The organism is Shewanella sp. SM95 (assembly GCF_025653595.1).
GTDB lineage: Bacteria > Pseudomonadota > Gammaproteobacteria > Enterobacterales > Shewanellaceae > Shewanella > Shewanella oncorhynchi.
Window position 1 is genome coordinate 98,570 of record NZ_JAKKSE010000002.1, and the last position, 12,246, is coordinate 110,815.

Below are 12,246 nucleotides of genomic sequence, written 5' to 3' on the forward strand. Positions count from 1 at the left end.
ACACTGTGCGCGTTTTTACTGGTCTAATGAGGTAAACAGCGCAGCGCATAAATACTAAGACGTTACATGTGAATATGGAAACACCACCGTTCTACAATGAAGTGCATGAGTTGGCTTTGAGTCTTGTAAATTCACAAGACCAAACCAAATCGTACTGGCGTTTATATGAAAAACTACGAGTGGTTTGTGAAAATCATGCTGGCTCTAAAAGCGACCATCCCTTTCAGTGGGAGACGCTCGCTGACTTCACGCTGGACGATGTAGCTGCGTTAGAAATTTATGCTAAGGCTTTAGAAATTGCTGAAATTTTAGGGTTGGAGCAATATTCCGCATCAATCCAGCTCGCCATGGCAGAACGTTATCTTCAGCTAGGAAAACCAGATTACGCGTTAAAATTTGCAAACTCAGCTAATGAAACTGCTAAAGGCACGAAGGACTTAGACCTTCGTAAGGAAATAAGCGAATTTCTACTGGAAATCTGTAGAAACATGTAACAAGGCGTAGCAACACGCCGCTGCGCGGCTGGACAGTTTGTAAGTCGCGCTTATGTGGTTTTGCTGCGCAAAAGTATTCCACAACGCACAGCTTACAAACTGCCGTTGTGCTTAACGTTAGTTTTTAGGTTAACCAAATGATACTTAGTGCAATTAACATTGCTAACCGAATAGTGGCTTTAGCGATCATTATTTTCCTTTTCGCTGGAGGTTATTTATCTATTTTTTCAGATGTCAGAGTTACCGTTGATAACTCATCAGGTACATGGATCTTCAGTTTGTATGTGTTTTTATTAGTGTTCGGGTTGTTTTCATTTGGTTGTATGTATTTTTTGAACAAAAGTCATTTTTCTGAAGTTCGAAGAAACTGGAAAGGCACATATTTGGTAGTTCTGCCGGTCGTATTTGCTGGCTGGTTAGCGACAGCTATATTCGGCGGCCTGCCGAAATTTTTGCATCCTTTTTATGCAAGTGACGGCACCACAGAGCTAACTGTCGTAGAAATGGAAAGTGTAATCTTTAAAGGCCGATGTGCTCCGAGAGTTGTTGTAAAAGAAGTCACTTTTTTTATCAAACAACATATTTGTTTATCAGAGTCTGTTTACGGCAATCTTGAGTTAGGTTCGAAAATACGAGTTTTTGGGCAAATATCACCTTTTGGAATAGAGGTCGCGGCAATTGAAAACTAACAAGCGCCTCAAACATCGCGGTCTGCGGCCGCTGGACTCGCAACAAGTTGCTCGCTGTTAGGCGTGCGTTATGAGTTTTTGGTTAGGAGTTAACCCATGAATGATGAGCAACTTTCAAGAACTCTTCAATCGGTTGGTCAGGCTTGTTTCGTGAGATTTTTTTGGTGAGTTTTCGTCGAACACATTATCGCGCGAGGATATGGTCGAAAAGCTACGAGCAGAGACAGATTATACTGAGGGCTCTTGTATCTCTTGTATCTCTCGTACTGGCCACGCTCGAAGTATTATAAATGCAGGTCGTGCGGAAGCCGCCCTGAACATTATCATTTCGTCTGATTCACCTCGTGTTTCTGAGAAAACTCGCAAGGATGCACTGCAATGGATTCAAAAAATAATCTCATAACAAGGCGCATCACTCGCAGCCTGCGGCGGCTGGGATGCCAACCGCTGCGCGGTCGTCACCCGAGTGCTTTGCGTTAGGAGTCTTGAGTAACATGGAAATTGAAGGAAGAAAATATACCCTTGTTGTTACAAGCGCTAACGACTTCGATACACTTAGCTTGGAATGCACACTCGATAACGAATTAATAATCGAAGCAGAGCTAGTCAGTTATAAGGAAAAACAGGCAAAAATCCACTTCCATAAAAGTGGGCTTTCGCTAAAGGTGGTTGAGGCGTTCATCAATGAGGTCAATAAAGAGCTAATTCATGGCGGACAGAAAAACTCCTAACAAGTTGCTTAATTTCATTCCGGCCACAAACAGCGTGGCCTCCACTGGACTGCCTACGTTACGCTGCGGCAGCCAATTAGCAAAGCGTTAGTTTCTTACAATTAGGATTGCGTATGATTTTTAATTCAGGGCCATGTGTTTTAGAATCAGAAAAAGAGCGGAACCTCTATACAAAGTTCTTTGCTGGTTATTTTTTTAATGAATTTATTGATGGATACGACGAGCGTGTAGTGTGGATAAATAGCTACCTATCAAAAAAATTAAATAAAACAGTGTCCTTGCAGTCTCCTTCAATCAGTTTTGATAATCATACATCTTTACTCGATATCGACTCTGACAGAGGGGAATTTGCGGATATTTTACTTCATGACCCAGTATCAAAGACAATGATCGCAATTGAAGCGAAATACCTAACTAATTGGTCTATAGAGAAGGATATTAAGAGTAATCTTAAAAGAATTAACGCTATTAGAGAAAGATATTATAAATACACAATACACTTTTGCCTTTTAGTAAGTTCCACTAAATGGAAGTCAGCCATAAAAATGAAAAGGCACGAGAGTAGTAGTTACGCCTGTTTTATTAAGGACTTCAAAGATGATGTTGGCGTATTGTTTTGGGAAGATCTTGTTGAATATTGTGATTCAAAAACCGTTAAAAAATATATGGAATATAGGCTCAGTTTAGTTAATGCACCTGCTTCCCAAAGGTATGCAAATATTCAAAACTAATCGGGTAGCCGGAGGTATTTAGCCTCCAGCCCCCACACCACCCTGCATGCGGCTCCGCACAGGGTGGTTCATTTAGAACGCCTAACCTGTTTTCTGGTTCGGATAGTGAACCGTGATCCATCCATCTCTCAGTGAATACAATCCTGCTTTCTTAAGATACTCATTACTCAGCGCTTGCTGTATCCCTGGTGTTTTCGAGCTTCGCCACGGCCCTTTGCTTGTAATTCCACAAGCAACGGCCGCTTGGATCCTGACGCCACGTTTGAGTAAGTTTTGTACCTTAGTCCGTGGCTTTCGCCATTGACGCCAGTAGCACATACGTACTCGACGACGGATCCAGTGGTCTAAATCGACACACTCTTGGTAAGCGTTGGCTATGCCAAAGTAATTGATCCAGCCTTGCATGTATTGCCGCACTTTAAACAATTGATAGCTCATGCTCACGCCCCAATTGCGGTTTGTCAGTCGCCTTATCTTTTGTTTAAAGATGTGCAGTGTTTTGACATGCCACTGGATCTTTCCGCGGTTAAAGGTAAACCCTAGGAACTTGCTTTGTCGTACCTTAACCACTTGGCTTTTCTGTTCGTTAACAACCAGTTTTAGCTTAGTGGCAAGGTAGCGAGTAATACTCTTGAGGACGCGTTCGCCCGCTCGTTGAGACTTGACCAAGATGATAAAGTCATCCGCGTAGCGGGCGAAGTGATGCCCTCTGCTTTCCAGCTCTTTATCCAGACTATCCAACATGATGTTTGATAGTAATGGTGAGAGTGGGCCGCCCTGAGGTACGCCTTCGAAGCTTGCTTCAAATTGGTCGTTGATCATCACGCCAGCACGCAGGTATTTACCAATAAGCGCAGCAGACGCTTATCCTGTACCTTGATCCTTAACTGAGTCATTAAGAGATCATGATTTACTCGATCAAATAACTTGGACAGATCAACATCGACGGCAAATTTGCGTTTATGTTTGATGATATCCCTGACTTGCAAGACCGCTTGTTTGGCATTCCTATTCGGTCTAAAGCCGAAGCTATTAGCCGAGAAGGAAGGGTCAAACAACGGCGTGAGAATTTGAGCAATTGATTGCTGTATCACACGATCAATGACGTGAGGGATACCCAGTTTGCGTTTACCGCCATCGGGTTTGTCGATCTCTACGCGTCTGACTGCTGAGGGTTGATATTCACCTAACTCAAGTTGAGATTTACACTGTTGCCAACCGCCTTGCTGCACCCAAAGCGGGAAGGCTTCGATGGTCATGCCATCGATACCAGCCGCGCCATTATTGGCTTTAACCTGTCGCCAAGCTCGGTGTAGATTCTCAGGCTGAAGCAGTTGTTGGAATAAATCGCTGTTTAAGGCTGGTTGCTCATTTACAGTGGCCATTAGATCACGTGGTTTCGTCGTCTTGTCCCCTTACTTCGTGGGGGAGGCCCTGCCAACTCACCTCTAGCCTACGCCTCATATGATGTTCTTGTTCATCAGCTCGCAAATTTGCTAGCGGCTTCCTTCAAACCAATCCTCGCGGATAAGCCCTTGCCATTTGCGAGTAGTTAACATTTAATAACAGTATGTTATTGAACAGTGACCTTCCAACAGAGGACTTTCACCTCATTAGTTCATGCCCATGCTGGGCGTACACAAAACGTGCCAGCGGGACAAAGTGCTGCGCACTTCGCCCCTTCACTTGGCGTTATGTTTTCAAGGCAAAGTATGACTGAAGCACCAGAATACCGTGAGTTTACTGGCACACAGAAAGCGTTCGACGAAATTGAAAGAAAATATTCTGACTCGAAGAAGACTGTTGCTGTAGTTGGTCAGCGTATCGATGGTGCTTACACGTATTTTGTTTACAAATGGGATATCACTGATTGGGAATATATTGGTGAAGGGTACTGGTCGCCTTCTGGAATAGGTGGTTTTTTCCAAGATTTAGATTCAGCTAAAACAGAGGCTTATCTGAACCTATGAATTTAGTGATAACCTCTGAAAACATAACAAAGCGCTATTGTCGCCGCTATCGTGGCTGGGACGGCTTACGCTACTCTTCAGCCGCCCCAAAGCTTGACGTTATACAACATTCAATATTTGGAGAAATTAATGGGATTATTTTCAAGTGGAACAAGCAATTCACCTGTTTTAAATTGGGAAGCATTGAAAAATAATGGTGGTTTGGGATCTAGTAAATATACATACAGAACCAAGGTTCCTGGTGGGTGGCTAATATCTTCATTCGTTAGTGAAGGCATGGGGTTAACTTTTATACCAGACCCTAAGCATGAATGGGATGGCAATTCACTCTAAAAACAATCTGTACTTGTTGTATAAAAATGCGTTTAAGACAGATTCCCTACACTCGGCATTTTTCAGTTTAAGTCGAGTTTTGTGTCTAAGGTGCGATGGTTTGGGTTCGGTGTTAGCGTTGATCACGCCTTAACGTGGCGTTAACCCATAGATATATTTATCTGAAACTGATTAATTAGAACCCCAGTCTGTTTGTGTTGGCTTCGGGTTAACCAGCTTTGGCCCAAAAATAGATAGAACAACTTTAGTAATGATACAGAGTGTCCACTATTACTGGCTCAGATCATTGAAAGCTGACTCACCACTTTGGTGCAGCCCATGGCTATAGAGTTAAACAGCAGCGTATGACAAATCGTTTGTTTCGCTCATTTAGGCGGGCTAAAGCCCGCCCCTTAACCAAATGTTATAAGACAGATAGGAAGCACCGGTGTGAATCATTTGTATAGAGTTGTTCCTAAAGAAGATTGGGTTGAGGCTCAGCGTTGCGGGCATGTCCCTCGATGCCAAGCAGATAAACGGCGGGGCAGAGTTCATCTGAATGAGTTGAAGGATGTGGAGCTTGTAGCGAACCGATGGTTTTCTGTTGAGGAAGAGCCTGTCGTTCTTGAGATTGATGTTTCTGGGGTGGCGGAATATCTGAAATGGGAAGAGAGGGCTGAGGAACCTTTAGCTACCTGGCCAAATCTTTATGTTGAGGGCGTAGCAGTTGAAAATGTGGTTCGAGCTTTTGCGTTAGACGCAGGGCAAGATGACGAAGGTGCTGTCTCGTTTCGGATAGGAAAAGCTCTGTCTGAGTAGTCTGTATTCTAACTAAGCGTTGGAGCACTCTATGCGCAACTGTAAATTAAAAAGAGGGATCGGGTGAATATCTATTTTTCTGACTATTTCGGGGTCAGCAAAGAAGAACTTGATGCTTATGGTGCATTTAGTGTATCTCTAATAAACGACCTTCCTATTTTTATCGATCCTAGCTGCGTTTAACCTTCATATATTTAAGGAAAATGATGTTTTTTAAGTTTATTAAGTTGGCTTTTGCTATTGTTGTTTTTTTCTCTGTGCCGCTAAGTGCCAAGGAAAGCACTGAGTTTAAAATTCAAAATACGCATACCCTACAAATAAAATCTGAAGGAAGCGGATTGGAATATGAACTATATATCCGCTTGCCTAACGATTATTCAGAAAACAACAAAAAATACCCGTTGGTATTGTTAAATGACATAGGTTATTCAGTTGCAGTGGCGAGTGGCATTGTACATCTGATGGCAGGCCGAGATATTGAGGATGTCATTATTGTAGGGATTTCATATTCCAAAGGACATAACCCTTTGCTTAGTCGCACCAGAGACTACACGCCAACATTTGCTCCAAATGAAAAACGAGGGCATTCGCTCGAAGTTCAGAAGTATTCAGGTAAAGCCAGTCAGTACATTAGTTTCATTTCAGACGAGGTTTTACCCCTGATTAGTCAAACATACCGAATCAGACAGGATAAAAAAATATTTGTTGGTCATTCATATGGCGGATTGCTTGGTGCTAACATCCTGGTTACCAAACCAGAGTTATTTGATTATTACATCTTAGGTAGTCCATCGTTCTGGTATGACAACAAAGTGATGTTTCGACTTGAAAGTGACTATGCAAAAAGCAATAAGGACATGAAAGCAAGGGTGTTCATGTACATAGGCAGTGAAGAAGGTAGTATGGTGGAGCAAATGCTGGCATTTGAGAATCAGTTAAAATCACGAGATTATCAAGGGTTAAACATTCAATCCAAAGTATTGCTAGGGTTGACTCATCACAGTGCTTTTGCAGTGTTATTAACGGATGGCCTTCAAAAAGCCATTCCAAGACAAAGCAAAAGCAGCTAACAAGCAAATTTATTGCCAGCAAAAAGCGCCGGCTGCGACGTTAACTCGCTACTCGGTTTTCCGCGCTAAATTTGGGCGTAATAGGACTTAAATATGAACGAGACAGAAGAGCCAATTATCGATAATTTCTTGAATGAGATATGCTTTTTATTCCCAGAAGTGAAACGCAAAATGGATTCGCACGATGTCTTTATGACCACTTCAAAAATGGAGGAGTTTGCAAATGCTACTACTCAGGCATTTTCTTCTGGCAATATTGCGTTAGCTCAAAGCTATCTAGATTACATAAATGAAAAATTACCCAATGCGCATCCAAAAGAGTTTGAGTTTATTGATGTGTATTATGTAGAACATTTGTTTTGGCAGGCTAGTCAGAAAACTAAAGAAATGGGCTGGCCTTTAGTGCCAACAAAGCTACAAAGTTTATATGTTGCATTTCATGGTAAACCTGCCCTATAACAAGTTGTAGCACATCGCCCCGTTGGGGCTTTGACTGGCGCCGCTTCGCGCCGACTGCACGTGTGCAAAGCGTTAAATTGCAGTCAAGGATGGTGGATTATCAACATATTGATACAGCAAGGTATTTATATCAGCTACCACTGCGGAGTCTCCTAGCTTTTTCTTGGTCAAACAGACCTCAGTATGACGACATAAAAACGACATCTGAAGTAATCTGGGAATACATGGGGGGAAGTAACTCAGCAAGAAGAGCCGCTGTTTTTTCAGCTAGCATGATGACGTTTTGGTTGTGGGAGCTTTACAAGTCTAGAAACGTTAAAAAATTTAGACGGACGATGATTGCCAGTCAGATTCAGGACGGCAAAGAGCCTGATGATGCAGTAGAAAATGTGTTAGCTTTTCTTAGGAGCTGGGCGTCTTTTAACTACCCTAAATATTTGACACTACTCAACGAAATTGTAAATGTTGTTCTGAACAAAAGAGGTGTTTCACCTGCAAACTATCTACCATTTGCGACTCAGATAGAACATCTTTTCCAGCCAACGACCTTTTCAACGCTAGAAGAATATGGGCTACCAGTAGAAATTGCGCAGTCATTAGTAGAGAAAAGAGTGTTTTCAGATCAGGATTCATTCGATGACATAGTCAGTACACTCCGACGATCAGACTTAGTTGAGTTTGGTGAGAATCAGTTTGAAAAGGGCATGATTGACGATTTTCAGTTAGGCATTTCAGGAAAACCTAAAGAGATCTGAAGTTCAATCGTTAGAACGACGATGTTGCTAACATAACAAGCAAATCGCTTATATGGTTCGACTTGACATTATTTGATTTTCGATGATCACTGACAAATGTGTTATCAATCGTTTTGTTTCAGTAAATGGTAAATTTGGAGAGATTTAGCGTGAGGACGGAAAAAGAAATATTTGCACTTCTCGAAGAGCTAAGTCTGCAAGATGGTTTTTGGGAAGTTGTCGCCTTTTTCTGTTGGAAGGATACCTTTCTCCATATTGTTGACCAAAAATTAGATGAAAAGGCATTAGCTCAGCAATTTGATCGAACTAAATTGTCCCGAACTGAGCTTTCAACATTGATCGGTTTGGCTAGTAAAACTGATTTTGTAGCAAAGCAATTAAGCTTTGACGAATTAAAAGAGAGAGCTGGGGAGGTTTGGGCGATTCTCGAAGAGCTTCATCAGTCATTTTATCTCCCAATCGATTTTGCTCGCTTTGCTGAAAATGTTACTGTTGATAAACCAATTGTCTCGCCAAGTTCATTGTTTAAATTGATTCAAGATGGCGAGCAAAATTCTTTCATGCGTGAAGCTATTTTCTATGGTGGCGATGGGGCTTTTAAGCATCAATACCGAGACTTAGCAAAACGGCGCTATATCAACGACAATGTATGGTTGATAGCCAACAAAGGATTTAATATCGACCAAGCTGTTGTTGTGATTTCTGCAATTGATAAAGTGCAATTACAAAAAGTTAATCGTGCTATATCTGAATCTCGTAGCTGGCCTTTGCCATATCACCTACCTGTATTCATGTTCAATTTGGAAGAGGTTTGCGATCAATGCGGTCTGGAAAAGGAAATTGTTGAAGCTGTTATTTCAGCATTTTCTACTTTGCCAAAAGTAGGTATGGATTGCTTCAAAACAGTCGATGACTTCAACCATCGAAATGCTTTTCCTATCATGATTGCAGGTGAAGATACCTATATAAGCTTTCAATCTTACTCTTTGTGGGAAAGCTTGTATGAGAGTCCGTTTTTTTGGTTTGGAACTGATAAAAAATACAACGTTATTGCAAGCAAAAATAGAGGTGCATTTACCGAGAGTTTTTCTGCCGAACGTTTAGCGTCGGTCTTTGGTAAAGAAAATGTTCAAAGTAATTTAGATATCTATAGTGGCAAAAATAAAATAGGTGAAATTGATGTTTTGGTAACATTTGGAGCCTTAGCAATTGTAGTTCAGGCTAAGTCTAAGAAACTCACGATTGAAGCTCGCAAGGGAAATAGCCAGCAGTTAAAAAGTGATTTCAAGAATGCAATTCAAGATGCATATGACCAAGCATATTTATGTAGTGAAGCTCTTATCGATGGTTCCTATGCTCTGAAAGATGCAAATGGATTGGCAGTAAATTCAGTAGCTAATTTGAAAACTATATTTCCAATTTGTGTGGTTTCTGACTACTTTCCAGCCCTTGCTGCTCAAGCGCGGGAATTTCTGAACTATCAAATTACTAGTGCCATTAAACATCCATATGTAATGGACGTTTTCTTGCTTGATATGATTACAGAAATTCTGCCATCGCCGTTACGGGTTCTTGATTACTTCATGAAAAGAAGTGATTTTGGCAATTCCATCGTATCAAACCATGAGTTGGTTACACTTTCTACATATATAAAACAGAATCTATTTTTCGATGAAAAAGCTGATCTAGTTATGTTAGATGATGACATATCAGCTGACCTTGAGTTTGCAATGCTGGTTAGAAGAGAAGGCGTAGAGGGAAAAAGTACACCAGATGGCTTCCTAACTGCCCACAAGAACACTTACGTTGGCAGTATTATTACCGACATTGAACAATCTACAGAATATGCACTTCAAATGGCAGGGTTTCACCTCCTTTCATTGAGTGGTGAAAGTGTAAAATCTATTAATAATGCAGTTTCAAAAATGATAACTCAGTCTAATTCGGATAGGAGTCATCACGACATTGTTCTTCCACTGCTTGAGGTAAAAACTGGATTAATTATTCACGTGAATGAATATGACCATGAAACCTCATATAAGCGATTAATTACGCACTGTGAGAAAAGGAAATATGCTTGTAAGGCTAATTCTTGGATTGGTTTATGTTTAAACCCCAAATACCGCAGATTGCGATTTGCAAGTTATCACGAATCTGAGTGGGCTCACTCTCCAGAAATGGATGAATTGATTACTGACCTCAAGCCTTTTCCGTCGATGAAAAATTTCCAAGACACTTACCAAAAGTTTTCACAAAGGCAACCAGAGAGAGCTCGTAAGAAAGTTGGACGTAATGATCTCTGTCCGTGCGGCAGTGGCGTCAAGTACAAACGTTGTTGTTTGTAAACCATCTCACGATAAAATATCTCAGACAAATATGGAATTAAAATATATGAGTAGTAATTTAGGTAAATCTGATGAAGATAGAAAGGGTATCTCTGAAGAACAATGGAGGAATTTGAGACCTGAGCAGAAATTTAATTGGAGGTGGTCTATTTATCTAATTACAGCGATTACTTATCTTATTCTGTATGTGTTTACGGGAGATTTAACCGGCTTAGTTGATTTGCCAACGTGGATTTCACAATTGATAGCGATCTACTGCGCTAGTTGCTTTCTTGTACTTACTGCTGGTGAACGCGAGTATAGTTCGTTAAGTTTATGGCAGAGGAAAGTGATTAGTGTTGTATGGCGATTTTGGGGGCCTTTTTTGTCGCTAGTTGTCGGTATTTTGTTTGTTTTTTTTCTTTCATCCGCCGTGTGGAAAGCTGCCGTCCCAACACTTGTTAATGCTTTCCCCAAAGGTATCTATTCGGAAGAATTAATTTACTTACTTGTGAATGCAGCTTTTTTATTTTCTATATACAAGAAGTTTTTTTCATCTGGTATGTTGGTTGATTTTTTTAGGATTCCGCAGAATATCGCAGCGCATTGGACTATTTCTACAAGTACAAATGCTTTGGTTCCGTTAGCTAAAATGGAAATTATTTTAGCAATTTATTTTTCTGTTGGGCATATTTTCACTGTTTTACTACTTTCTGGAGCTTTTTCTTTTTGGATTTGAAATTATGTTATTTTCTGAACGCTCGTAATGTTTTTGGAGTTCTTTAATGGATCAGTCACTACCAACATGGAAGTTATTTGATGGAGAGAAAAGGACAGCCATATCTTTTGTTTTTTTTCAGCACCTTCAGCTAGGCTTTAAATTATCCTGATTTTGTCTTTGTGGAGTTTGCAATGACTTCGGCCAGAAGACAGCTAATTGATGCTAATTGCTGGCGAACGGGCATACCCAATCTAATGACTTTGTTCATCGCCTTCACACCAGCCAACGCCTCTGCGACTTGCCTATTGTAGCCACACAAACTTAGCATTGGACTATTCAACTGTTTATATCGGCCCATGGCGGTCTCTGCTAGAGAGCGCTGGTGATAGCCGTTATCGATTTTCTATTGTTTCAGCTGACCCATTTTCAGTGCTTCTACGGCTTAATTGCGTGGATGCCCCTTTTCCCATCCCCCCGCATTTGAGCGCGGGGGGATGGTAGCTTTGCAGCCTTTACGTCGCAGTAATTGATAACAACCATCATAAGCCCCATCTGCCGATACCTGCGCCATCTTTCGCCGTAAAGGATTGAGCAAAGTCGGTAGTACTTCATTATCGCCTACTGACACAAGACTGACTTCAGCTGCAACGACTTCGTGAGTTCTTGCATCTATGGCTAAGTACAACTTGCGCCATGTGCTGCGTTTTTCGCTGCCATGGTTGCGAGTTTTCCATTCGCCTTCACCAAACACTTTCAGGCCCGTGGCATCGACAACAACATGCGCTATCGGACCGCGACTAGGGTTGCGGTACTTGATATTGACTGTCTTAGCGCGTTTACTGATAGAAGTGTAATCGGGGGATTTAAGTGGCACACTCATCAACGTAAACAAAGAGTTGAGAAAGCCTTCTAGCGCACGCAACGATAAATTAAAAAAGATGCCTTTGATCATCAACGCGGTTTCAATCGCCACATCACTATAGCTAAACCCGCGACCACGCCCGCCATGATGCTCATGGCAGTACCACGCTTTTACTGCAGCTTCATCCACCCAGAAGGTGAGCGAACCACGGTTCACTAACGCTTGGTTGTATTGCTTCCTATTAACGATTTTACGTATTAATTTGCCCATGTTGCCGTCCTGAAGGTGAGTCAGTAGATCTGATCACGG

The 12,246-nt window shown here is 41.5% G+C and carries 12 protein-coding genes and 2 pseudogenes; 12 read left to right on the forward strand and 2 right to left on the reverse strand.

What is annotated here, in order from left to right; all coding sequences use genetic code 11:
* Positions 1-68 precede the first annotated feature (68 nt).
* From L5M29_RS03225 to L5M29_RS03240, 4 genes are all read left to right on the forward strand, one after another.
* A complete protein-coding gene (locus L5M29_RS03225) occupies positions 69-494 on the forward strand; it encodes a hypothetical protein (RefSeq protein ID WP_263166206.1) in 426 nt (141 codons plus the stop codon).
* Positions 495-631: 137 nt separating this feature from the next.
* Positions 632-1,183: a hypothetical protein gene (locus tag L5M29_RS03230; RefSeq protein WP_263166208.1), complete on the forward strand. Its 552-nt coding sequence runs from the start codon at positions 632-634 to the stop codon at positions 1,181-1,183.
* A gap of 494 nt (positions 1,184-1,677) precedes the next feature.
* Positions 1,678-1,914, forward strand: a complete 237-nt coding sequence (locus L5M29_RS03235; protein WP_106650479.1) for a hypothetical protein — start codon at positions 1,678-1,680, stop codon at positions 1,912-1,914.
* A gap of 113 nt (positions 1,915-2,027) precedes the next feature.
* Entirely contained in the window at positions 2,028-2,645 is a 618-nt protein-coding gene (locus L5M29_RS03240) for a hypothetical protein (protein ID WP_263166212.1), read from the forward strand.
* An 81-nt stretch (positions 2,646-2,726) separates the two neighbouring features.
* On the opposite strand, the pseudogene ltrA reads toward L5M29_RS03240, so the two are convergent.
* Positions 2,727-4,030: pseudogene (gene ltrA / locus L5M29_RS03245) on the reverse strand (group II intron reverse transcriptase/maturase).
* Positions 4,031-4,357: 327 nt separating this feature from the next.
* Here ltrA and L5M29_RS03250 point away from each other — a divergent pair.
* From L5M29_RS03250 to L5M29_RS03285, 8 genes are all read left to right on the forward strand, one after another.
* Positions 4,358-4,615 (forward strand): hypothetical protein, encoded by a 258-nt coding sequence (locus L5M29_RS03250; RefSeq protein WP_219234171.1) that lies wholly within the window; start codon positions 4,358-4,360, stop codon positions 4,613-4,615.
* A 129-nt stretch (positions 4,616-4,744) separates the two neighbouring features.
* Positions 4,745-4,948, forward strand: coding sequence for a hypothetical protein (locus L5M29_RS03255; RefSeq protein WP_220777824.1), 204 nt, complete (start codon positions 4,745-4,747; stop codon positions 4,946-4,948).
* 429 nt (positions 4,949-5,377) lie between these two features.
* Complete coding sequence (locus L5M29_RS03260; protein ID WP_263166216.1) at positions 5,378-5,746, forward strand: DUF952 domain-containing protein; 369 nt, start codon at positions 5,378-5,380, stop codon at positions 5,744-5,746.
* A gap of 206 nt (positions 5,747-5,952) precedes the next feature.
* The gene (locus L5M29_RS03265; RefSeq protein ID WP_263166219.1) at positions 5,953-6,816 is read left to right on the forward strand and encodes an alpha/beta hydrolase; all 864 of its coding nucleotides are present in this window, start codon (positions 5,953-5,955) and stop codon (positions 6,814-6,816) included.
* Positions 6,817-6,909: 93 nt separating this feature from the next.
* On the forward strand, positions 6,910-7,275 hold the full coding sequence (locus L5M29_RS03270) for a hypothetical protein (protein WP_219234175.1): 366 nt from the start codon (positions 6,910-6,912) through the stop codon (positions 7,273-7,275).
* 89 nt (positions 7,276-7,364) lie between these two features.
* Positions 7,365-8,030: a hypothetical protein gene (locus tag L5M29_RS03275; protein WP_263166220.1), complete on the forward strand. Its 666-nt coding sequence runs from the start codon at positions 7,365-7,367 to the stop codon at positions 8,028-8,030.
* A 149-nt stretch (positions 8,031-8,179) separates the two neighbouring features.
* A complete protein-coding gene (locus L5M29_RS03280) occupies positions 8,180-10,375 on the forward strand; it encodes a YecA family protein (RefSeq protein WP_263166222.1) in 2,196 nt (731 codons plus the stop codon).
* Between the two features lie 46 nt (positions 10,376-10,421).
* The gene (locus tag L5M29_RS03285; protein ID WP_263166224.1) at positions 10,422-11,093 is read left to right on the forward strand and encodes a hypothetical protein; all 672 of its coding nucleotides are present in this window, start codon (positions 10,422-10,424) and stop codon (positions 11,091-11,093) included.
* 142 nt (positions 11,094-11,235) lie between these two features.
* Here L5M29_RS03285 and L5M29_RS03290 read toward each other — a convergent pair.
* Positions 11,236-12,207: pseudogene (locus L5M29_RS03290) on the reverse strand (IS5 family transposase).
* Positions 12,208-12,246 lie beyond the last annotated feature (39 nt).